23 protein-coding genes are annotated in these 23000 nt (G+C 60.5%); 20 read left to right on the top strand and 3 right to left on the bottom strand.

Annotation, left to right across the window (positions count from 1 at the left end; genetic code table 11):
• Nucleotides 1–134: 134 nt before the first annotated feature.
• A complete protein-coding gene (gene pcaQ / locus PH605_RS13740) occupies nt 135–1076 on the bottom strand; it encodes a pca operon transcription factor PcaQ (RefSeq protein WP_065655337.1) in 942 nt (313 codons plus the stop codon).
• A gap of 94 nt (nt 1077–1170) precedes the next feature.
• Here pcaQ and pcaD point away from each other — a divergent pair, with 94 nt between their 5' ends.
• From pcaD to aroQ, 11 genes are all read left to right on the top strand, one after another.
• The gene (pcaD, locus tag PH605_RS13735; protein ID WP_142845193.1) at nt 1171–1968 is read left to right on the top strand and encodes a 3-oxoadipate enol-lactonase; all 798 of its coding nucleotides are present in this window, start codon (nt 1171–1173) and stop codon (nt 1966–1968) included.
• Between the two features lie 3 nt (nt 1969–1971).
• Nucleotides 1972–2391, top strand: coding sequence for a 4-carboxymuconolactone decarboxylase (pcaC, locus tag PH605_RS13730; protein ID WP_065655339.1), 420 nt, complete (start codon nt 1972–1974; stop codon nt 2389–2391).
• On the top strand, nt 2388–3128 hold the full coding sequence (pcaH, locus tag PH605_RS13725; protein WP_065655340.1) for a protocatechuate 3,4-dioxygenase subunit beta: 741 nt from the start codon (nt 2388–2390) through the stop codon (nt 3126–3128). The genes pcaC and pcaH overlap by 4 nt, the downstream gene beginning before the upstream one ends.
• A 2-nt stretch (nt 3129–3130) precedes the next feature.
• Nucleotides 3131–3751: a protocatechuate 3,4-dioxygenase subunit alpha gene (gene pcaG / locus PH605_RS13720; RefSeq protein WP_142845194.1), complete on the top strand. Its 621-nt coding sequence runs from the start codon at nt 3131–3133 to the stop codon at nt 3749–3751.
• A gap of 32 nt (nt 3752–3783) precedes the next feature.
• Nucleotides 3784–4845, top strand: coding sequence for a 3-carboxy-cis,cis-muconate cycloisomerase (locus PH605_RS13715; protein WP_142845195.1), 1062 nt, complete (start codon nt 3784–3786; stop codon nt 4843–4845).
• A 369-nt stretch (nt 4846–5214) separates the two neighbouring features.
• Complete coding sequence (locus PH605_RS13710; RefSeq protein WP_059758436.1) at nt 5215–5883, top strand: amino acid ABC transporter permease; 669 nt, start codon at nt 5215–5217, stop codon at nt 5881–5883.
• A gap of 10 nt (nt 5884–5893) precedes the next feature.
• Entirely contained in the window at nt 5894–6544 is a 651-nt protein-coding gene (locus PH605_RS13705; protein WP_035262651.1) for an amino acid ABC transporter permease, read from the top strand.
• Nucleotides 6545–6585: 41 nt separating this feature from the next.
• Nucleotides 6586–7425 carry a transporter substrate-binding domain-containing protein gene (locus PH605_RS13700; protein WP_078053175.1) on the top strand — a complete coding sequence of 280 codons (840 nt, stop codon included), beginning with the start codon at nt 6586–6588 and terminating at the stop codon, nt 7423–7425.
• A 204-nt stretch (nt 7426–7629) separates the two neighbouring features.
• On the top strand, nt 7630–8388 hold the full coding sequence (locus tag PH605_RS13695) for an amino acid ABC transporter ATP-binding protein (RefSeq protein WP_142845196.1): 759 nt from the start codon (nt 7630–7632) through the stop codon (nt 8386–8388).
• Between the two features lie 72 nt (nt 8389–8460).
• On the top strand, nt 8461–9330 hold the full coding sequence (locus PH605_RS13690; protein ID WP_142845197.1) for a shikimate dehydrogenase: 870 nt from the start codon (nt 8461–8463) through the stop codon (nt 9328–9330).
• Nucleotides 9327–9770 carry a type II 3-dehydroquinate dehydratase gene (aroQ, locus tag PH605_RS13685; RefSeq protein WP_065655344.1) on the top strand — a complete coding sequence of 148 codons (444 nt, stop codon included), beginning with the start codon at nt 9327–9329 and terminating at the stop codon, nt 9768–9770. The genes PH605_RS13690 and aroQ overlap by 4 nt, the downstream gene beginning before the upstream one ends.
• Here the strand turns inward: aroQ and PH605_RS13680 are convergent.
• The gene (locus PH605_RS13680; protein ID WP_080857931.1) at nt 9745–10437 is read right to left on the bottom strand and encodes a TetR family transcriptional regulator; all 693 of its coding nucleotides are present in this window, start codon (nt 10435–10437) and stop codon (nt 9745–9747) included. The genes aroQ and PH605_RS13680 overlap by 26 nt on opposite strands.
• A gap of 124 nt (nt 10438–10561) precedes the next feature.
• On the opposite strand from PH605_RS13680, the gene PH605_RS13675 reads away from it, so the two are divergent.
• From PH605_RS13675 to PH605_RS13645, 7 genes are all read left to right on the top strand, one after another.
• The gene (locus PH605_RS13675; protein WP_142845253.1) at nt 10562–12463 is read left to right on the top strand and encodes a bifunctional sugar phosphate isomerase/epimerase/4-hydroxyphenylpyruvate dioxygenase family protein; all 1902 of its coding nucleotides are present in this window, start codon (nt 10562–10564) and stop codon (nt 12461–12463) included.
• A 476-nt stretch (nt 12464–12939) separates the two neighbouring features.
• Nucleotides 12940–13110: a hypothetical protein gene (locus PH605_RS13670; RefSeq protein ID WP_161987892.1), complete on the top strand. Its 171-nt coding sequence runs from the start codon at nt 12940–12942 to the stop codon at nt 13108–13110.
• Nucleotides 13107–14927, top strand: a complete 1821-nt coding sequence (locus tag PH605_RS13665; protein ID WP_142845198.1) for an ABC transporter ATP-binding protein — start codon at nt 13107–13109, stop codon at nt 14925–14927. The genes PH605_RS13670 and PH605_RS13665 overlap by 4 nt, the downstream gene beginning before the upstream one ends.
• Nucleotides 14928–14968: 41 nt before the next feature.
• Nucleotides 14969–16504, top strand: a complete 1536-nt coding sequence (locus tag PH605_RS13660) for an ABC transporter substrate-binding protein (protein WP_142845199.1) — start codon at nt 14969–14971, stop codon at nt 16502–16504.
• Between the two features lie 75 nt (nt 16505–16579).
• Nucleotides 16580–17503, top strand: a complete 924-nt coding sequence (locus tag PH605_RS13655; protein WP_161987893.1) for an ABC transporter permease — start codon at nt 16580–16582, stop codon at nt 17501–17503.
• A gap of 6 nt (nt 17504–17509) precedes the next feature.
• Entirely contained in the window at nt 17510–18358 is an 849-nt protein-coding gene (locus PH605_RS13650; protein ID WP_078053180.1) for an ABC transporter permease, read from the top strand.
• 5 nt (nt 18359–18363) lie between these two features.
• The gene (locus tag PH605_RS13645; protein ID WP_142845200.1) at nt 18364–20097 is read left to right on the top strand and encodes a M14 family metallopeptidase; all 1734 of its coding nucleotides are present in this window, start codon (nt 18364–18366) and stop codon (nt 20095–20097) included.
• A gap of 27 nt (nt 20098–20124) precedes the next feature.
• Here the strand turns inward: PH605_RS13645 and PH605_RS13640 are convergent, their stop codons facing one another.
• The gene (locus tag PH605_RS13640) at nt 20125–20496 is read right to left on the bottom strand and encodes a hypothetical protein (protein WP_142845254.1); all 372 of its coding nucleotides are present in this window, start codon (nt 20494–20496) and stop codon (nt 20125–20127) included.
• 377 nt (nt 20497–20873) lie between these two features.
• On the opposite strand from PH605_RS13640, the gene PH605_RS13635 reads away from it, so the two are divergent.
• Nucleotides 20874–22046 (top strand): ABC transporter substrate-binding protein, encoded by a 1173-nt coding sequence (locus tag PH605_RS13635; RefSeq protein ID WP_065655351.1) that lies wholly within the window; start codon nt 20874–20876, stop codon nt 22044–22046.
• An 89-nt stretch (nt 22047–22135) separates the two neighbouring features.
• On the top strand, nt 22136–22999 hold the full coding sequence (locus PH605_RS13630; protein ID WP_065655352.1) for a branched-chain amino acid ABC transporter permease: 864 nt from the start codon (nt 22136–22138) through the stop codon (nt 22997–22999).
• The last annotated feature ends 1 nt before the right edge of the window (nt 23000 follow it).

Below are 23000 nucleotides of genomic sequence, written 5' to 3'. Positions count from 1 at the left end.
CGGGGTCCAGCGCGATCAAGTCATTGATCGAAAAAGACTCTTTTCACGGCGCAGACGCGCGGTGGCTGGATTCCGGCTCAAGGCCGGAATGACGGAGGAGAGGTTCTCAGACTTTTCCGACTCTCGCCCTCATCTCAATAACCGGCCTCCGGCCTCCCATCCAGCAACTCGCCCGCCGCCTCGCGAATAGCCTGCATCAGCAGCGACAGCGGCAGCGAGGGCTGCGTATCGGCCCTCACCGTCAGCCCCACCGGGCCGCTGGTATCGCCGGTCTCGACGGGCAGGATAGCCAGAACACCATCCGCCACATCCGCCGCCACCACACCTTCCGAGATGATCCAGATCGCATCGCTGGTGCGCAGGAAGGCGCGACCGAAGGCGTCGGACACGGTTTCGATGCGGATCGGCAGGGCCGGAACGCCGTTGGCGATCAAAAATTGCTCGACGACGGGGCCGATGACCGATTGGCGTGTCGGCATCAGCACTGGATATTCATGCAGGTGATCGAACACCGAAAGGCCGGGTGACAACAGCGGGTGGCCGGCGCGCACCACGAAGCGGACCTTTTCCGAATAGAGATGCTCGAAGGAAAAACCCGCCATTTTCTGCGGCGCGGCCAGACGGCCGACGACAAGATCAAGATCGCCGACGCGCAATTGCTCCAGCAGAACGGCGTTTTCGCCTGTGACGATCTTCACCGGGCTGCCGGTTTTCTCGGCCAGAAAACCGGCCATCGCCTTCGGCATGATGCGAACAGACACCGTGGGCAGAGCGCCGACCCGCACCGGCGGACCGGCGCGCGCCGCCTCCTGCGATACCGAATCGACCGCCTGCCTGAGCGCCGTCATCGTCGCGCCGGCATGGCGCAGGAACACCTCGCCATAACGGCTGATGCGGATGCCGCGCCCCTCCCGGTCGAACAGCGAGACGCCGAGAATATCTTCCAGCTCACGGATCGTCTTCGTCACCGCCGGCTGGCTGACATGCAGGATTTCCGCAGCGCGGATGACGCTTTTCTGCCGCGCCACCTCCACGAAAGTCTGCAGGTGGCGGAACTTGATACGCTGATCGACCATCGCTCATATAATCCACAGGTTATGATTTTCATCGATAATGTCATTTTACTTAACCGGAACCCGCTTGCAATATCCCCGGCAGGAGGAGCACATCATGCATTTTCTGCGCTGTGGCGAGACCGTGATCCATTACCGCATCAAGGGATTGGACACAGGCAAGCCGGTCATCGCCTTCATCAATTCGCTCGGCACCGATTTCCGCATCTGGGATGCGGTGATCGAAGCGCTCGGCGATGATTATGCCTATGTGCTGCACGACAAGCGCGGCCACGGGCTCTCGGATGTCGGGCACGCTCCCTATTCCATCGACGATCATGCCGGCGATCTGATCGCACTCCTCGATCATCTTGGCGTGAAGAGCGCGATCATCTGGGGCCTGTCGGTGGGCGGCCTGATTGCGCAGGGGCTTTATGCCCGCCGTCCTGATCTGGTGCGCGCACTCGTGCTCAGCAACACCGCCCACAGGATCGGCACGGCCGAGATGTGGAACGCCCGCATCGACAAGATCGCCGCAGACGGCCTCGTCTCGCTGGTCGATCCCGTCATGGAGCGCTGGTTCACACCCGCCTTTCGCAAGCCCGACAATGCCGCCTATGCCGGCGCGCGCAACATGCTTTCGCAACAGCCGGAAGCCGGTTACAGCGGCACCTGCGCCGCCATCCGCGATGCGGATTTTACCGAAGAGGCCGGGCACATCGCCGTGGCGACGCTTTGTGTCGCGGGCGATCAGGACGGCTCAACACCGCCGGAACTGGTGCAATCGCTGGCCGGTCTCATTCCCGCAAGCCGCTTTGTCACCATTGCCGGCTGTGGCCATATTCCCTGCCTTGAACAGCCGCTCACCTACGCGCAGGCAGCCTCCATTTTTCTCAAGACCTTGCCGGAGCACTGACCGATGGCGGACCATATCGACAAGAACGAACGTTTCGAACAGGGCATGAAAACCCGCCGCTCCGTGCTCGGCGACGCCCATGTGGACCGGGCGCAAACCATGACGTCCGGTTTCGACCAGCCTTTCCAGCAGCTCATCACCGAAGCCGCCTGGGGAACGGTGTGGTCCGGCAACCACTGGACGAAGCGCGAGCGCTCGATGGTGACCATCGCCCTGCTCGCCGCACTCGGGCAGGACGAAGAGCTGGCCATGCATGTGCGCGCCACCGCCAATACCGGCGCCACCGAGGCAGATATTCGCGAGGCCCTGCTGCATGTGGCGATCTATGCGGGCGTGCCCGCCGCCAACCACGCTTTCAAAATCGCCAAGCTTGCCCTGGCCAGCATGAAAGCCGATAGTTCCAGCGAGGAGGAGACGAAATGAGCAACCAGCCGCCGGAAACCGGACCGTTCTTCGCACGCAACCGCGACATTCATCCGCTCGCCTATGCGCCCGGATACAAAACCTCGATCCTGCGTTCGCCGCAGCGCGCACTGATTTCGCTGGAAGGCACCAGGAGCGAGATCACCGGCCCGGTCTTCGGCCATGGCATGCTGAACCCGCTGGATAATGACCTCATCCTCAACTATGCCCGCCCCGGCGAAATGCCGGTCGGGCCGCGCATTCTGGTGCACGGCCGGGTGCTGGACGAGCGTGGCCGCGGCGTGGATGGCGCGCTGGTGGAATTCTGGCAGGCCAATGCCGGCGGACGCTACCGCCACAAGAAGGAAAGCTACCTCGCCGCCATCGATCCGAATTTCGGCGGCGTCGGCCGTACCATCACGGATGAGAACGGCTATTATTGGTTCAAGACCATCCAGCCCGGCGCATATCCCTGGCCCAACGGCGTCAATGACTGGCGGCCGGCCCATATTCACTTCTCGGTCTTCGGCCACGGGTTCGCCCAGCGGCTCATCACCCAGATGTATTTCGAAGGCGACCCGCTCATCTGGAAATGTCCGATCGTCAAGACCATTCCGGATGAGGATGCGATCAGAAGGCTGATCGCGCCGCTGGACATGAATGCGACGCTGCCGATGGACATGCTGGCCTACAAGTTCGATATCGTGCTGCGCGGCCGCCGCTCGACCCTTTTCGAAAACCGCATGGAGGGCAACTGACCATGGTTCAGCCACTCAGCTATCTCAAGGAAACCGCCTCGCAGACGGCGGGGCCCTACGTGCATATCGGCTGCACGCCGAATTTCGTCGGCATCGAGGGCGTGTTCGAGAAGGATCTCGGCTCCGGTCCGCTTTATAACGACAAGGCCCGCGGCGAACGCATCAGCGTGCGCGGCACGGTCTATGACGGGGCCGGAATGGCGCTGAAGGACGCGCTGATCGAAATCTGGCAGGCCGATACCGACGGTTATTACAACAGCCCCAGCGAAACCCGCGGCAAGGCAGATCCGAATTTCATCGGCTGGGGCCGCTCGCCCGGCGACATGGATACGGGCGAATTCGTCTTCGAAACCATAAAGCCGGGCAAGGTGCCGTTCCGCGACGGCCGGCCGATGGCGCCGCACATCACCTTCTGGATCGTCGCACGCGGCATCAATATCGGCCTGCAGACCCGCATGTATTTCCCGGAAGAACAGGAGGCCAATGCCGCCGATCCGGTTCTTGCCCGCATCGAGCAGAAAAGCCGCATCGCCACGCTTGTCGCCAAAAAAGAGGAAGGCAACGTCTATCGTTTCGATATCCGCCTTCAGGGCGAAGGCGAAACCGTGTTTTTCGATATCTGACGCATATCGCGCAAAAGAAAGCGAGACGGAAGATGAGCCTTTCCCCCTTCGAGCATCCGTTTTTGTCAGGCCTCTTCGGCGACAGCGAGATCGTCGAGCTGTTTTCGGCAAGAGCGGATATCGACGCCATGGTCCGTTTCGAGACGGGGCTGGTGCAGGCGGAAGCGCAGGCCGGCATCATCCCCGAGGATGCGGCGGAAACGATCGTTTCGCGGCTTTCAGACTTTGCCGCCGATATGACCGCGCTTCGCCATGGCGTCGCGAAGGACGGCGTCGTGGTTCCCGAACTCATCCGGCAGATGCGCGCGGCGGTCGCCGGCCAGGCGGCGGAAAGGGTGCATTTCGGCGCCACCAGCCAGGATGTCATTGATACCAGCCTGATGCTGCGGCTGAAGGCTGCGACGGAAATCATCTCCGCCCGGCTCGGCCGCCTAATCGATACGCTGGGAGACCTTGCCTCCCGCGACGGCCACAACCCGCTGACGGGCTATACCCGCATGCAGGCCGCCATCGGCATCACCGTCGCCGACCGGGCGGCGAGCTGGACTGCGCCGCTGGAACGCCACCTGCTGCGGCTCGAAAGTTTTACGCAGAGCGGCTTCGCCCTGCAATTCGGCGGGGCGGCCGGTACCCTGGAAAAGCTTGGTGACGATGCCGCAGCGGTGCGAGCCGATCTCGCAAAACGGCTCGGCCTTGCCGACAGGCCGCAATGGCAAAGCCAGCGCGACGGCATCGCCGAATTCGCCAATCTGCTCTCGCTGATCACCGGCGCGCTCGGCAAGTTCGGGCAGGATATTGCGCTGATGGCCGAACTCGGTGCGGAAATCCGCCTTTCCGGTGGCGGCGGCTCTTCGGCCATGCCGCACAAACAGAACCCGGTCAATGCCGAAACGCTGGTGACGCTCGCACGCTTCAATGCGGTGCAGATATCCGCCCTTCACCAGTCGCTCGTGCACGAACAGGAACGATCTGGCGCGGGCTGGATGCTGGAATGGCTGTCGCTGCCGCAAATGGTGACGGCAACGGGCGCCTCGCTGCTGATCGCCGGGCGATTGGCCGAGCAGATAGACAGGCTGGGCACAGGCGAAAACTAGCCGCAAGGCCGGTCGATTTCGTGTGCAAACTTGGTTTTCGGGCACTGCCGAACAGCAGCCGGAGACGATGCGACGACGCGCGGGAAGTGATTGCGCTTTTCCGCATTAGTCATTGATAAAAAAGACTTTATTCAGAAATCCAGAAAATGAAAAAACAGCATGAAAGCTGCTTTTTAACCGGACATGCCGCTTGACACAAAAATGAACTAACTGGTACAAACATTATAATTAACAGCCTGCCGCCAACAAGGGTTTTGAAGCCTGCGGCGACAGTGAACGACAAATGGAGGGCTTTGGCGCCGCAAGGTTTCCAAAGCAATGCGGACAAGGCGAAACGCCTGTCCGGACCCGAACGGGTTGGGAGGAAGAATGTCTTACAGTCTCGATTTTTCGGCGGTCATAGACCGCCTTCCCGAGCTGCTTTTAGCCTGTCTGGCGACGATCGGCCTTGCGATTGCCGGCATGTCGCTCGCCACCGTCATCGGCGTTCTGGGCGTCGTCGCCCGCCGCTCGCGGTTCAAGCTGCTGCGCGGCCTCGTCATCGGTTTTGTGGAAACAATCCGCAACACGCCGTTTCTGGTGCAGATATTCTTCATCTTCTTCGCCCTGCCGCAGATTGGCATCAAGCTCAACCCGACGGTAACGGCCATCATTGCATTGGCTCTGAACGGCGGCGCCTATGCGATTGAAATCATTCGCGGCGGGGTCGATTCCATTCCCAAGGGCCAGGTGGAGGCGGGACTTGCGCTCGGCCTTCACCGCGCGCAAATCTTCCGGCACATCATCCTGAAGCCGGCGCTGCGGGCGGTCTATCCCTCGCTCACCAGCCAGTTCATCATGCTGACGCTGACCACCTCGGTCTGCACCTCGATCGCCGCTTACGAGCTGACCTCGGTGGCGCAGAAGATCGAGGCGGATACCTTCCGGTCCTTCGAGGTCTATTTCTCGATCACGCTGCTTTATCTGGTCATTTCCTCGCTGATGATGGGCATTTTCTCGCTCATCTCCCGCGCATCCTTCAGCTATCCGGTCAAGTGAGGAAAAGACAATGGCATCCATCGGTCCCAACGAACTCTTCTTCCTGCTGCAAGGCCTGAAATGGACGCTTGCGCTGACCATCATCGGCTTTATCGGCGGCGGCGTCTTCGGCCTTTGCGTGGCGCTTGCCCGCGTCGCGGATAGCCCGGCGATCCAGCGCGCCAGCACCGGTTACATCGCCGTCTTTCAGGGCACGCCGCTCCTGATGCAGCTTTTCGTGGTCTATTACGGCGTGGCGCTTGCGGGCCTCAATGTCGATGCCTGGATTGCGGTCGCCATCGCTTTTACGCTGCATGCCAGCGCCTTCCTCGGCGAAATCTGGCGCGGCGGCATCCAGGCGGTGCCGAAGGGCCAGACGGAAGCCGCCAATGCGCTCGGCCTGCATTACATCTCGCGCATGAAGGACGTGGTTCTGCCGCAGGCCTTCAAGATTTCGCTGCCGGCCACCATCGGTTTCCTCGTGCAGCTCATCAAGGGCACCTCGCTTGCGGCCATTGTCGGCTTCGTCGAACTGTCGCGCGCCGGCCAGATCGTCTCCAACCAGACGTTCCGCCCGCTCACCGTCTTCGCCCTCGTCGGCGTCATTTATTTCCTGATCTGCTGGCCGCTTTCCCTGTGGGGCGCCAGCGTTGAAAAGCGGCTGCAGACCGCAACCCGCTAAGTCCATGAAGATCTCATCAGCTTTGTAAGGAGGAGCAAAAGATGAAAACCACCAGCATGAAATTCTCTCGCCGCGCCCTGCTCGCGCTCGCCGCGGCAACCGTTGCCCTGCCCTTCGTCGCACCGGTCGATGCTTTCGCCGGCACGGTGGAAGAGGCCAAGGCCAAGGGCAAGGTCGTCATCGGCATTCAGGGCGACAACTCGCCGTGGGGCTTCGTCAATTCCAGCGGCGTTCAGGATGGTCTCGATGCCGACATCGGTAAGGCTTTCGCCGACTATCTTGGCGTGAAGGTTGAGTTCGTGCCGCTCGCTGTCGCCAACCGTATTCCGGCACTGCTGACCGGCAAGGTCGATGTCCTTTTCGCAACCATGGGCATGACTGCAGAGCGCGCCAAGACCATCCAGTATTCCAAGCCCTATGCCGGTAACGTGCTCTCCGTCTATGGTCCCAAGGACAAGAAGATTGCTGGTTACGACGATCTGACCGGCGTTGCCGTCGGCGTTCCGAAGTCGAGCGCCATGGATACGGCTATCACCGCCGGCGCCGGCTCCAAGGCCAACATTCTGCGTTTTGACGACGACGCCGCCAACATCCAGGCGCTGATCTCAGGCCAGGTTGAAGTCGTCGGCGGCAACCAGTTCTACGGTGACCGCCTGAACAAGGCTGCTGATGGAAAATACGAATCGAAGTTCGACCTGACGACGCTTTACAATGGCGCCGGCACCCGCCCGGGTGAAAAGGACTGGAATGAAACCATCAACGCCTTCCTCGACAAGATCAAGTCGGATGGCCAGCTCGCCAAGATCTACGACAAGTGGATGAAGCGCGAAGTGCCTGCATTCCCGGAAAGCCTGCCTGATATCCCGTTCACCGTGAAGTGACCCTTCACCCGCGGTGCAAGATCGAAATATCGGGAAACCGATGGGAATCTTCAGACAAGAGACAGCATGCGCACTGCGCTTGGCGTCACGATTGGCAGCTTGCTGCCAATCCTGACGCCTGCGAGTGCAAGTGCCAGAACATTTGAAGACGACGTCTCCCTGCATCGTCAACTGAAACTCCTGCTTAGCATGAAGGAAAGTTCCATGCCGCAATCCACCGCTCAGGCTCCGCTGATCGCCCTTGAAGGGGTGGGAAAGTGGTATGGAGCCTTCCACGCGCTTAAAAACGTCAACATGACGGTTCGCAAAGGCGAAAAAATCGTTCTTTGCGGGCCGTCCGGTTCGGGCAAATCCACGCTCATCCGCTGTATCAACCATCTGGAGGAAATCCAGGAGGGCAAGATCACGGTCGAGGGAACGACGCTGTCGGATTCCAGCCGCGCCATCGATGCGGTTCGCCGCGAAGTGGGCATGGTGTTCCAGAGCTTCAATCTCTTCCCGCACAAGACCATCATGGAAAACTGTACGCTCGCGCCCATGCGGGTGAAAGGCCTGTCGAAAGCCGATGCGGAAGCGACGGCGCGCAAATATCTGGAGCGCGTGCGTATTCTCAACCAGGCAGACAAGTACCCGGCCCAGCTTTCCGGCGGCCAGCAGCAGCGTGCGGCCATCGCCCGGGCGCTGTGCATGGAGCCGAAGGCAATGCTGTTCGATGAGCCGACCTCGGCGCTCGACCCGGAAATGGTCAAGGAAGTGCTCGACACCATGATCGGCCTTGCCCGCGACGGCATGACGATGATCTGCGTGACCCATGAAATGGGCTTTGCACGGCAGGTGGCCGACCGGGTGATCTTCATGTCGGACGGCGAGATCATCGAGGAAGGCCCGCCGGAGGAATTCTTCCGCGATCCCAAGCACCAGCGCACGCGCACGTTCCTCGGCGAAATTCTCGCCCACCACTGAGGTTCGCGCGCTCTTAAGACAGGCGGGAATAATCCCGCCTCTCCCACACCGTCCGATGAGCGACACGTGATCATGACAGAAAAAACATCCTTCAAGGTCGGCCTGATAGGCGCCGACATCCAGCTATCGAAATCGCCTGCTCTGCATATGCGCGAGGGCGCGGCCCATGGTCTCGATTATTCCTATGAGCTTGTGGATGTCACCGCCCGCAAACTGCCGGAAACGGCGCTTCCGGAGCTTCTTTCCGAGCTCGAAGCACGCGGGTTTGCCGGCACCAACATTACCCATCCGTTCAAGCAGGCGGTCATCCCGCATCTGCATGAACTGTCGGACGACGCCCGGATGCTGGGCGCGGTCAATACGGTGGTTTTTCGCGATGGGCGACGGATCGGCCATAATACGGACTGGTACGGCTTTCACGAAAGCTTTGTCCGTGGCCTGCCGGATGCAAAACGCGATCGGGCACTGCTGGTCGGCGCGGGTGGCGCCGGGGTTGCCGTCGCACACGCGGCGTTGAAGCTCGACATTGCCCGCCTTGATATTTTTGATCGGGATTTGGCAAGGGCCGAACGCCTGGCGCAGGACCTCAACGGCCGTTTTGGCGAGGGTCGCGCCTTTGCGGTGAAGGACCCGGCCGCGTCCCTGCCCTATGCAGATGGCCTGATTCACGCCACGCCGATGGGCATGCCAGCGCATCCCGGAATGCCTGTTGCCGCCGATCTCATCGAACAGCGACATTGGGTGGCCGACATTGTCTACATGCCGCTTGTGACAGAGCTTTTGGCCACCGCGGCACAGAAGGGTTGCCGCACCTTGCCAGGCGGCGGCATGACGGTGTTTCAGGCCGTCGGCGCATTCCGCCTATTCTGCGGCCGCGAGCCGGATGCCGGGCGCATGACGGCGCATTTCACCGAGCTTTGTATGGCGGAGGGCGTCGCATGAGCCTCTTCACGGTCCTCAACGGTCCCAATCTCAACCTGCTTGGCCAGCGCCAGCCGGAAATCTATGGTTATGAAACGCTTGCCGACGTCGAAGCAAACTGCCGCGCCATTGCCGACGCTGCCGGGCACACACTGTTTTTTGCCCAGAGCAACCGGGAATATGAGATCATCGACTGGATCCATGAAGCCCGCGGCAAGTCCGCGGGCATCGTCATCAATCCCGGCGCGTTCACACATACCTCTGTGGCAATCCTCGACGCCTTGAATACCTTCGAGGCTCCCGTCATCGAGGTGCACATCTCGAACATTCACAAGCGCGAGGCCTTCCGGCACCACTCCTACATTTCGCCCCGTGCAGAGGGCGTGATCGCTGGGTTGGGTATCGAAGGATACGAGGTGGCTCTCAGCCACCTTATCAAGCGTCTTTCACGATCTTCGTGAGATGGGCGGGCGCCAGCACATAACGCAGCACCATGTCGCTGGCGTGCTGCGACAAGGTCTCCTGGCCTTCATCGGTAAACAGGCTGTCGCCAAAGATAAACGAGAACGTCGCGACATTAGAGACGTTGAAAAACGACAGGGCGCTGATCTGCCAGTGCAATTCCAAGGCGTCGATGCCCTGCCGAAAGATGCCGCTCTGCTGGCCGCGCACCAGCACGCTCTCCAGCGCCTCGATGGCGGTACGGTTCAACTCGCGTATCGTCCCGGAAGACTGCATGTGCCGCCCGTGGTGAATATTCTCGATCATCACCATTCGGATGAAGGCCGGGTTACGCCGGTGGTGATCGAAAGTGAACCGACAGAGCTTCTCGAGTGCCGCCACAGGCTCCAGATCATCCAGGCCCAGATCGCTTTCCCCACCGCGTACCTTGGCATATGCCTCTTCCAGCACATGCTGGTAAAGGCTCTCCTTGTCGGTGAAGTAATAATAGATCATGCGCTTGGACGTGCGCGTGCGCGCGGCGATCTCGTCGATCCGCGCTCCAGACAGTCCGTTTTGCGAAAATTCCTCCATCGCCACGGACAGAATATCGCGCCGCACACCCTCCGGGTCTCTTTTCGCCGGGCGAGTTTCTGCTGTGCCTTTGGAGGTCGCGGTTTTCGTCATGGTCGATCAATCCACCCTTGGGCTTGCGGTTACCGCCCACGCCCGTATTATTAACCAATCAGTACATAAGGCTGAAAAGGAAGGCAATATGGCGAGCTATGACACAGCAGGACACGGCATGCCAATGCGCACATCCATTGCAACCGTATCGATCAGTGGCGAATTCCCCGAAAAACTGGCGGCGATTGCCAAGGCAGGCTTTTCGGGCGTTGAGATTTTTGAAAACGATTTCCTGACCTACGATGCTTCGCCGCGCGAGGTGAAGGCGCTAGCCGCCGATCACGGCCTTGAGATTACCCTCTTCCAGCCCTTTCGCGACTTCGAGGGCATGCCGGAACCCCACCGTGCCCGCGCCTTCGAGCGCGCTCAGCGCAAATTCGACATCATGGGCGAACTCGGCACCGACCTGATGCTGATCTGCTCGAATGTCTCGCCGGTCTCGCTCGGCGGCATCGACCGCGCCGCCGCCGATTTCCATCAGCTAGGCGAGCTTGCGGCAAAACATGGCGCGCGCGTCGGTTACGAGGCGCTGGCCTGGGGCCGCCATATCAGCGATCACCGCGATGCCTGGGAGGTGGTGCGCCGCGCCGATCACGCCAATGTCGGCATCATCCTCGATAGTTTCCACACGCTGTCGCGCAAGATCGATCCCAATTCGATCCGCTCCATTCCCGGCGACAAGATTTTCATCGTGCAGCTTGCCGATGCGCCGCTGATCGACATGGACCTGCTCTACTGGAGCCGCCACTTCCGCAACATGCCGGGCGAAGGCGATCTGCCGGTGGTGGATTTCATGCGCGCCGTGGCGGCAACCGGCTATAGCGGCCCGCTATCGCTCGAAATCTTCAACGACCAGTTCCGCGGCGGCTCGGCACGGCTGCTGGCCGAAGACGGCCACCGCTCGCTCATCAACCTGATGGACCAGGTGCGCCGTCTCGAACCCGACATCCGCATCGATGTGCCCGCCATGCCGGAACGGGTGGAGACGCAAGGAGTGGAGTTCGTCGAATTCACCACGGCACCGGAAGAAAAGCCTAATCTGGAAGCCCTTCTCGCCACGCTCGGCTTTGAAAACACCGCCCGGCACCGCAACCGCGATGTCGATCTTTATACGCAGGGCGATATTCGCATCGTCATCAATACCAGCGATGGTGGCGACAGTTTCGCGGGAGCCTCCTATTCCATCCATGGCACCAATGCTTATGCCTTCGGGCTGAAGGTGGATGATGCCGCAGCAGCGCTGGCACGGGCCGAAGCGCTCGGCGCGCCTACATTCGCCGAGCCGCGTAAGTCAGGCGAGGTCGCCGTTCCCGCCATTCAGGGCGTGGGCAACGGCGTCATCTATTTCCTTGACGGTTCACCGGAGCTTTCTTCCATCTGGGACAATGAATTCGTACCGACGGAAGGCCGAACGCCGGAAGGCGATGCCGGCCTCAGGCGGATCGATCATCTTGCGCAAACAACGCATTACGATGAAATGCTGACCTGGCTTTTATTCTACACCTCGCTGTTTGCGACGCGGCGCACGCCGATGGTCGATGTGGTCGATCCGGGCGGGCTGGTGCGCAGCCAGGCGATTGAAAGCGTGCCCTCGCCGCATTTCCGTCTGACCATGAACGGTGCGGACAATCGCAAGACTTTCGCCGGCAAATTTCTGGCCGAGGGCTTCGGCACCAGCATCCAGCACATCGCGTTTGCCACCGACGATATCTTCGCCACAGCAAAAGCCCTGCAGGCGCGCGGTTTCCACGCCCTGCCGATCTCGCGCAATTATTACGACGATCTGGAAGCCCGTTTCGGGCTGGAGCCGGAGTTTTCCGATGCGCTCCGAGCCGCGAGCATTCTTTATGACCGCGACGACAATGGCGAATATTTCCAGATCTACAGCCGCACCTTCGGCGAGGGTTTCTTCTTCGAAATCATCGAAAGGCGCGGAGCCTATGGCGGTTATGGCGCAATGAACGCCCCCTTCCGCATTGCCGCACAAAGACGGCTTGCGCCGCCGGTCGGCATGCCGAAGGAATAACAGCCGGCATGGAAACCGGGTGGCATTGAGCTAAGAGGGTGCTCCTTTCAGCCTGCCGCCACCTTCCCCCTCCTCATCCCTGTGCTTGTCACAGGGATCCAGCCGATGCGCGTCTGCGCGGCGGGAAGAATCTTTTCAACCGAAGGACTTGGGCTGACTGGATCTCTGTGACAAGCACAGAGATGAGGGAGGTGAGTGCAACGAACCACTGCTCGCTGTTTGGTCCCATCCCGGACGAATCCGCGCCAAATTAAAATGCACATTGCGTATTTGTAGAGCAGTACACAAAAATTGTTCAACACTCTGGACATGATTGTTCGGTTTTGTTAGCTTTTTCGGCAAAACAAGGGTGGGGAATTAGAGTTACATGCGCATCGTCGAATCTGCGGCCGACGCAAATCATCCGGCCGGTACCGATGAGGTTGCCTGCGGCGCTTCGGTGACATCGAATGTGCCGTGTCCGCGGGCGACGGCCAATGCGCGTTCCGCTGGCAAAGCGGCCTGAAGACATGCAGTTCTTCGCGAAATCCCCGTCCCTGCCCGTGGCGTCGCCCAGCACGCACCTGCCCGAGACATTTTCCCCTTCCTCACTTTCACATGGCCGCGCCAGCTTCGCCGCGCAGGCCACGCCGGAGACGCTGACATGACTGCCGCACCCGCAAACGCCCTCCTCTCGGTCGAAGGCCTGAGCGTCGAGTTCGGCAATAGCCGCGTCGTGGACGATATCTCCTTCAGCGTCGAGCCCGGCCGCACTGTCGCGGTCGTCGGCGAGTCCGGGTCGGGAAAATCGGTCACCTCGCTTTCCACCATGCGCCTTGCCGACATGATGGGCGCGACCTACCCCACCGGCAAAATCCTGTTTGAAGGCAAGGACTTGCTGAAGGCGTCTCAGAAAGAGATGCGCGCGATCCGCGGCAAGGAGATCGCCATGATCTTCCAGGAGCCGATGACCTCGCTCAACCCGGTCTTCACCATCGGCGACCAGATCTGCGAAGTGCTTGTCCTGCATGAGAAGATGAGCAAGCAGGCAGCGATGTCGGAAGCACAGACGCTGCTCGAAATGGTGCGCCTGCCCGATGCCGCCGAGCTTCTGAAGCGGTATCCGCACCAGCTTTCCGGCGGCATGCGCCAGCGCGTGATGATCGCCATGGCGCTCGCCTGCCGGCCGAAGCTTTTGATCGCCGACGAGCCGACGACGGCGCTGGATGTGACCATTCAGGCGCAAATCCTCAACATCATGCGCGACCTGCAAAAGAAGCTCGGCATGGGCATGGTCTTCATTACCCACGATATGGGCGTGGTGGCGGAAATGGCCGATGACGTGGTCGTCATGTGGAAGGGCAAGAAGGTGGAGGAAGGTCCGGTCAAGGATATCTTCGCCAACCCGCAGCACCCTTACACACGCGCCCTGCTGTCCGCCGTTCCGCGCCTCGGCAGCATGGAAGGTGAAGAGTTTCCCAAGCGCCTGCCGCTCACCGTGTTGCAGGATGGCCAGCCTGTCGTGGTCGGTGAGGAACGCGTGCAAAATACCGCGAAATACGACCAGAAGCCGCTTCTGTCGGTCAAGGACCTGTTCGTGCGCTTCGATATCCGCAAGAACCTGTTCGGCAAGGCGACGCACCGCCTCAGCGCCGTGCAGAAGGTGAGTTTCAATATTCATGCCGGCGAAACGCTGGCGCTGGTGGGCGAATCCGGTTCCGGTAAATCCACCATCGGCCGCACCATCCAGCAATTGCAGACGGCCATCTCGGGCGAAATTGCCTTCAATGGTCGCAGCTATTCTGAGATGTCGGCGGCGGAGCGTTTCCGCATGCGCCAGGAAGTGCAATATATCTTCCAGGATCCCTTCGCCTCGCTCGACCCGCGCAAGACGGTCGGTTTTTCGATTGCCGAGCCGATCAACACCCACGGTTTGATCAACGATCAGAAGGCGGTACGCCGGCGCGTGGACGAATTGCTGGAGCGTGTGGGCCTCTCCTCCGAGCACGCCGCGCGGTATCCGCACGAGTTTTCCGGTGGCCAGCGCCAGCGTGTCTGCATTGCCCGCGCGCTCGCTTCCGACCCGAAGCTTATCATTGCCGACGAGGCGCTTTCGGCGCTCGATGTTTCCATTCAGGCGCAGATCATCAATCTGTTCATGGATTTGCAGGCCGAACGCGGGCTCGCCTATCTCTTCATCAGCCATGACATGGCTGTCGTGGAAAAGATGAGCCACCGCGTCGCCGTGCTTTATCTTGGCCAGATCATGGAAATGGGCAGCCGCCGCCAGGTCTTCGAAACCCCGACGCATGATTACACCCGCCGCCTGCTATCAGCCGTGCCGGTCGCCGATCCGACCATCGAGCGCCGCATCGCCATGATCGAGGGCGAAATACCCAATCCCGTGCGCCGTGTCGGCGATGAGCCGGCCACTCTCGCCCATGAGGAAATCAATCCGGGCCACTTCATCGCGAAGAGCGCCTGAATAACAACCAGAACCGCAACCATCTGAAGAGGAACAGGTAGATGACAATGATAAAGAAGGGGATGACGACAACGTTCGTCGCGCTTGCCATGGCCGCAACGGCCTTTACCGCCGCACCGGCTTTCGCCGCCAGCAAGATGACCATTTCCAGCCCGCAGGATCCGGGCAGCTGGGATCCGATCGACACCTTCCTCGTGCAATGGGCGGCCGTCGCCACCAACATTTTCGATGGCCTCACCTATCGCGGCCCGGACCTGAAGGTCGTGCCCGGCCTTGCCGAATCCTGGGAAGAGCTGGATGAGGGCAAGCGCATCCGTTTCAAGCTGCGCCAGAACGTCAAGTTCCACAATGGCGAGCCCTTCAACGCCGCCGCCGTCAAGTTCACCTTCGAGCGCCTTCTCGGCGAACAGGGTGCCAAGGGCCCGCAGCGTTCCAACTACGTCGCCATCGAAAGCGTCGATGTCATCGACGATTACACCGTCGACATGAAGCTGAAGGCGCCCGATCCGGTGCTTCTGACCAAGCTTGCCGGTTATGGCGGCATGATCGTTCCGCCGAAATATATTCAGGAAAAGGGCGAGGACAACTTCAATCTCAACCCCGTCGGCACCGGCGCATTCAAATTCGTTTCCTACGCGCCGAAGACCAATATCAAGCTGGAAGCCAACCCGGATTACTGGGGCGGCGCGCCAAAACTTTCCGAGCTTGAATATCGCTTCATCGCCGAGCCGGCGACCGCCGTTGCCGAATTGCAGGCAGGCCGCGTCGATCTCGTCATTCCGCCCACCATCCCGATTGGCATGATCCCGGTTATCCAAGGCGATTCCAAGCTTGAGATCGTCAGCGTTCCCGGCCCGACGGTCGATGCGCTGCGTTTCAACACTCGTGATGGCATCACCGCCGATCCGAAGGTGCGCAAGGCCATCATCATGGCGGTCGACCGCGGCACCATCGTCAAGTCGATCCTTGCCGGTCAGGCATCGGAAATCGCGAGCTTCCAGAGCGCGCTGTCCTTCGGTTACGACCCGGAACTGAAGCCGCTGCCCTACGATCCGGAAGGCGCCAAGAAGCTGCTCGCGGAAGCCGGCGTCAAGCCGGGTGCGGCGCTGCAGATCGATATCCGCGGCAACGACGCGACGATGAACGAGGTGGCGCAGGTTATTTCCAGCTACCTCTCCATGGTCGGCATCACCGCCACCATCAAGCCTTACGAAACCAACGTGCTGCTGAACGACATCATACCGCAGGGCAAGACCGGCGCGATGTTCCAGCAGAAATGGGGCGGCTGGACCTTCGATTACGACAACACGGCCTATTCCATGTATCACTCCGGTGAAAAGTGGAACCCCTATGACAAGGACGAGAAGCTGGACAAGCTGCTGGAATCCCAGCGTCCGCTGACCGACCGTGCCGCGCGCGAAAAGATCCTCAAGGAAATCGGCAGCTATACCGCCGAACGCGCGCTGGAAATTCCGCTTTACAACACCAATGCCATTTACGGCATCAACAAGCGGGTCAAGGGTTTCGTCGCACCGCCGGACAACCGCCTGAAGCTGACCGACGTCACCGTCGAATAAGCTGGTTGATCCTCTCATAAGTCGCCTTGCCCGCCACGCGCGGGCAAGGCAGAACTTCTCTTCAAGGTAAAAAACGTGGCCGGTTTCCTCATCAAGCGATTGCTGCAGGCGATTTTTGTCGTCATAGCCATCACCCTTCTCGTTTCTTTCGCCATTCGCCTCACCGGCGATCCGGCTGTCACCATGTTCCAGGGTGGCGGCAGCATGACGGAAGACGATCTGGCGCGCATTCGCGCAGCACTCGGCACCGACCGGCCGTTCTTCGTGCAATATTTCAGCTTCCTGAAGGGCCTCGTGACGCTCGATTTCGGCCGCAGTTTCACCGGCAGCACGCCGGTCTCGCGCCTCATTGCCGATGCCCTGCCTGCCACGCTGCTTCTCGCCTTCATCTCCATGGCGGTGTCGATTGCGCTTTCCATCCCGCTCGGCATCAAGGCGGCGACCTCGCGCGGCAAGACGGTCGATCAGGTGATCCGTATCTTCTCGCTCGTCGGCCTGTCCTTCCCGAATTTCTGGCTGGCCACCATGCTGGTGCTGTTGTTCTCCATCACGCTCGGCTGGCTGCCGCCAAGCGGCATGGGTGGCTTTGCCAGCTACATCATGCCCGCCGTCACCATGGGTGTCATCCTCACCGCCACCAATGTGCGCCTGGTGCGCACAGCCATGCTCGATACGCTGCGCTCGCAATATGTCATGGTGGCGCGCGCCAAGGGCCTCAGCGAAAACAAGGTTCTCTACAAACACGCGCTGCGCAACTGCGCCATTCCGCTCATCACCTATTTCGGCCTGCAATTTGGTGGGCTGCTCGGCGGCATCGTCGTCATCGAACGCGTCTTCAACTGGCCGGGCCTCGGCACGCTGGCTTTCGATGCGGTCGGCGCGCGCGATTATCCCGTGCTTCAGGCCGTCATCACCGTGCTGTCGCTGATGATCGTCGGCATCAACCTTCTGGTCGATATCGCCTATGGGCTTGTCGATCCGCGCATCCGCACGGAGTAAGTGACGATGGCTGCCAAAACCTCGCGTCTCGCGCGCTTCACCAATCTCGAATTCGTCCTCGGCGCGTTCCTCACCGTGGTCATCTGCCTTGCCGTCGTCTTTTCCGATGTGCTGTTTCCGGGCGGCGCGGACAAGATCGACCTGATGGCGCGCCTTGCCAAGCCCTTTGCCAATGCCGCCCATCCGCTCGGCACCGATCCGCTGGGTCGTGACGTGCTCGCCCGTGTCGTCGCCGGCGGCAAGATTTCGCTGCTTGTCGGTTTCACCTCGGTTATCGGCGCGGTCATCTTCGGCGTCGCGGTAGGACTGGTGGCGGGTTATTATCGCGGCTTCTGGGATATCCTGGTCATGCGCTTTGCCGATATCCAGCTCGCCATGCCCTTCATTCTGCTCGCCATCACCTTCATCGCCATTGTCGGCGGCAGCCTCACAAACACCATCATCCTCCTGATCGTCTCGCAATGGGTGCAATATGCCCGTCTCGTGCGCGGCTCGGTGCTGACGCTGCGGGAGCGGGAATTCATCCTTTCCGCCCGCGCTATTGGCGTGAAAGACTGGCGCATCATTCTCCAGCACCTGCTGCCGAACCTTATCGGCCCGGTCATCGTGCTGATGACGCTGAATGTCGCCAATAACATCCTCTTGGAAAGCAGCCTCACCTTCCTCGGTCTCGGCGTCGATCCGACCATTCCGAGCTGGGGCGGCATGCTGGCGGATGGGCGGACCTATCTGCAGACGGCATGGTGGGTCAGCGTCTTCCCGGGTCTTGCCATCCTTCTGACCGTGCTTGGCCTCAACCTTCTCGGCGACTGGCTGCGCGACAGCCTCGACCCCACCGGCAGAACCTCGAGGTAACAGCGATGAGCCAGATTTTCGACCAGACTTTCGAACGCACGCTGGATGCGCTTCTCGCCAATGCCGAGCCCGGCCAGTCCTTCGAGGCATGGAGCTTCGATGATGCCAAAAGCCGCCGCGAAGCCGAAAACCGGCTGAAGAAAAAAGGCGTCAGCGCCCGCATCCGCAGCGCCTACAAGCCGCTTCTCTTCACCTTTATGGAAGAGATCAATCTGGATGGCGTCGACACCATCGAGGTGCGTTACCCCGTACACGCAAACGCCCCCGTCAACCGGTTCCGGCTGGAAGCCTATCCGCTGGCGGCTCTGGTGGGCGATGCGAAGATCGACTTCGTCGCCCGGAACGACGACGCCTTCCATTATGATGTTACCCTGAGCCGCAACGGCAAGAAGGAAACCCTGAAGATTCTGGCGCCAAACCGGGTGCACACGGATATCGTCGGCGAAACCAATGTTTCACCCACGGGCTGGTTCCGGCTTGCCGGCGATGCTGTGGGTGAGCGGCTGGAGACGGATTACGAACGGCTTTTCGAAGCGGCGATCCATGCCGTCGCCAACCACGGCTGGGGCGATGAAGAGCCCTATTTCGAGGAACTGAACATCCGCGTCGCGCATCCGGCCGAAGATTTGCCACTTGCCCTCGGCGATGAGGTCGTCAGCCTGCGCGAAGCCCTGCATGAGGATTTCTATTTCTCGCTCCTGGAATTCTTCCAGAAGAAGTCCGGCCGGCCGCTGGGTGACCGGGGCCTGAAGCCCGGCCAGATCGTGCCGGAAATTGTCAAAAGCGAAGGCGAAGTCTCCGTCCGCATCGAGGCGCGCACGCTCACCACCGCCTTTCTCGATGGCCGCGAACAGCAGATCGATACGGCCAGCGAACCGGTTGCTGCAGGCCAGCTCGCAAAACTGCTTGAAGAGATCGGCGGCGAAGCCTTCGAGGCCCGCTCGCGTTCCGGCCGCATTCTTGCCGCCCGTTATGTCCCCGGCAGCGATGCCGCCGTGATGATCAGCGGCGGTCAGCACCCCAATGAGACCACAGGCATCGTTGGCGCCATCCGCGCCGCCCGCAAACTCGCAGAGCGCAAGGGCGCACATTTCACCATTTCGCCGTTGGAAAATCCGGATGGTTACGCCCTGCATCAGCGGTTGAGAGCCGACAATCCGCGCCACATGCATCACGCGGCGCGTTACACGGCGCTCGGCGACGATCTCGAATATCGCACGCGGGAAAATTCGGGTGTCCATCTCAACGAGAAGGCAATCCGTTTCAGGGCGCAGGAGATGAGCGGCGCGAGCCTGCATGTGAACCTGCATGGTTATCCATCCCACGAATGGACCCGGCCGCTTTCCGGTTATGTCCCGCGCAATTTCGCCATGTGGACGCTGCCGAAAGGGTTCTTCCTCATCATCCGCCACCATGCGGACTGGGAAAGGCAGGCCGAAGCCCTGCTCGACCGGGTAACCCGCCATCTCGGCGCCATTCCCGGCCTGCTCGATTACAATAACCGCCAGATCGCGCTTTATGAAATCCACGCCGGCGAAACCGGTTTCCGCATCATCAACGGCTTCCCGTGCCTGTCCTCCGTCGATGACCGTCACACCGTGCCGATGACGCTGATCACCGAATATCCGGACGAGACGATCTACGGCAACGACTTCATCACCGGCCACACCGCACAGATGGAAACGGTTCTCTCCGCCTATGATGCCTGGCAGGAGATTCTCGTGGGGGAAGTGGCCTGATATTGCGGGCCGCCCTCGATGGGCGGCCTATTTTCCCGCCGTGCTCGCGAGTTTTTGGTCCCGCTGCTTCTGCAACAGCCTCTTGCCCTTGCTTAGAATATGCATATTGGCGGCATCAAGCTTGTTGTACCCGGCTTGGATAATATCAAGATCGGCAACGTGACCGATTGCTGCCAGCTCATGCATCACGTCGCCAATAGCGACATCGACACTCGGCTTTTGCAGGTTGATCGCATCCTCCGCCGCAGCGTGCATGCCTTGCGCGTCTCCGCCCATGACGTGATACAGCGCCAGCGCCTTGCGAAGAAATGCTTCGCGGCGCTCGATCTTATTGTTGAGTATACTTTCGCCAACGCGATCTCGCATCAACTCAACAACTCTATTTTGATATTCGCCCATCAGACACCAAATAAAGTTCACAATATGCTTCGCGAGGCTACAAACAATCCCCTTAGAACTGGTTAAGGCACGAGGCTTGCGCGGGTATGACCGTCATTTTCGAAACATGTCACAAAAGCTGGTTTTCATGAGGAAGCATTTCGATACCACGTGCCGCGAAAACACCGGTCGTGATGGCTGCGGCGGCGCTATATAGTGAGAATCACGGGATGATCACTATTGTGCGATCTCGCATGAGACAAACCCTGCGGGACGGGTATTGATAACCGTCAGGTTATTTATCACCCCCCTTATTTCATTTTACTTTGGCCACCGCACTCATCAATCTGGCAGTCTGGATCGGTGGATGGGAGCCACGGATCAATTGGGAGGAAATCATGAAATTACGGATCACCGCCGCCATCGCGGCCATCTGCTTCAGTACTGCCGCTTATGCCGATACAATCAAGGTGGGCGTGGTCGGTCCGTTCTCCGGCCCCTTCGCGCTGCAGGGCAAGAACTTCAAGGCCGGCATCGATGCCTGGTTCGCGCTGCACGGCAACAAGGTCGGCGACGATACGGTAGAAGTCGTCTATCGCGATGTGCCGCAGGCCGATCCGGCGCAGTCCAAGGCGCTGGCGCAGGAGCTGGTGGTGAAGGAAGGCGTACAATATCTCGCCGGCTTCTATTTCACCCCCGACGCCATGGCCGTCACGCCTTTGCTGAAGCAGGGCAATGTGCCGATGGTCATCATGAATGCCGCCACTTCGGCCATCGTGACCAAGAGCCCCTATGTGGTGCGCACCTCGTTCACCACCTGGCAGACCTCCACCCCCATCGCCAAGGTGGCCTTTGATGGCGGCGTAAAGAAGGTCATTTCGCTGGTCAGCGATTACGGCCCCGGCGTCGATGCCGAGAACGCCTTCAAGGCGGCCTTCACCGCCGCCGGCGGCGAGGTTGTCGAAAGCATTCGCATGCCGCTTTCCACCAATGATTTCAGCCCGATCATGCAGCGCGTGAAGGATTCCGGCGCGCAAGGCGTCTTCGCCTTCCTGCCGTCGGGCCCGACCACGCTCGGCTTCGTCAAGGCCTTCAATGATAACGGCCTGAAATCCGCAGGCGTCAAGCTCTTCGCGCCGGGAGATCTGACACAGGAATCCGACCTGCCGGCGCTTGGCGAAGCCGCGCTCGGCATGCAGACGACCTTCCATTACGCCGTCTCGCATGATTCCCCTGAGAACAAGACCTTCGTGGAGGCCGCCGCCAAGGCGATCGGCAACCCGAAGGAGCTCTCCTTCCCTTCCGTCGGCGCCTTTGACGGCATGTATGTCATCAGCAAGATGATCGAGGCTACTGGCGGCAAGCAGGATGCGGAAAAGGCCGTGGACGCGGTGAAGGGTCTTTCCTGGACAAGCCCGCGCGGCCCTGTCAGCATCGATCCGGAAAGCCGCCACATCACGCAGAATATCTACCTGCGCGAAGTGGCCAAGGGCGATGACGGCAATTATTACAACAAGGAAGTCCAGACCTTCGAAAAACAGGGCGATCCGGGCCTCGCCGCCGCGAAGTAACGGCAGCTTTTAAAAGACGTTGTCGGGCCGCCAATAGCGGCCCGTCTCCGGCCCGGATGGGCATTGCAGCACCGGGAGGGTTTTTCAGCATGCAGACGGTCTTCAGCATCCTTGTCGATGCGCTTGCCTATGGCATGGTCCTGTTCATCATCTCCATCGGCCTTTCGGTGACGATGGGGCTGATGCGGGTGGTCAATCTGGCGCATGGCGCCTTCGCCATGATCGGCGGTTATCTCGCCTCCTATGCCGCCCATGGCCTCGGCCTCGGTTATGCCCTGGCGATCCTCGTCGCCATTGTCGGCACCATCGTCATCGCCATTCCGCTTGAGCGTTTTCTCTATCGCCGCATCTATGGCGCGCCGGAGCTGACACAGGTGCTGATGACCATCGGCATCACGTTTTGCATCATCGGCATCGCCAATTTCGTCTTCGGCCCGACGCTGAAGACCATTCCGCTGCCGCAGCAGCTGGCCGGCCCCACCGATCTCGGCTTCCGCACCATCGCCACCCACCGCATCTTCGCCATTGCCTGCGGTCTGGCTGTTGCCGGCGCATTGTGGTTCACCTTCGAAAAGACCGCTTTCGGCATCAAGCTGCGCGCTGCTGTCGATAACGCCGCCATGGCGGCCGCACTCGGCGTTCGCACCGAGGTCATCTATGCCGTCAGCTTCGCCATCGCCGTCGGCCTTGCCGCCATGGGCGGCGTCATCGGCGCGGAATTGCTGCCGGTCGAACCCTATTATGCGCTGCGTTATATGGTGACCTTCCTCGTGGTGGTCTCGGTCGGTGGCGCGGGCTCCATTCCCGGCGCGCTGATCGCCTGCCTGCTGCTCGGCGCCATCGATACGACCGGGCGGTATCTCGCGCCCGAATATGGCGAATTCTTCTTTTACCTGGCGGTCATCGTGATCATCACGCTGTTCCCGCGCGGCCTTCTCGGAAGGGCGAAATGAG

The organism is Agrobacterium sp. CFBP 3001 (assembly GCF_027871605.1).
Lineage (GTDB): Bacteria > Pseudomonadota > Alphaproteobacteria > Rhizobiales > Rhizobiaceae > Agrobacterium > Agrobacterium leguminum.
The sequence above is the reverse complement of the archived record's forward strand: the minus strand, read 5'-3'. Positions and strand labels throughout refer to the sequence as shown.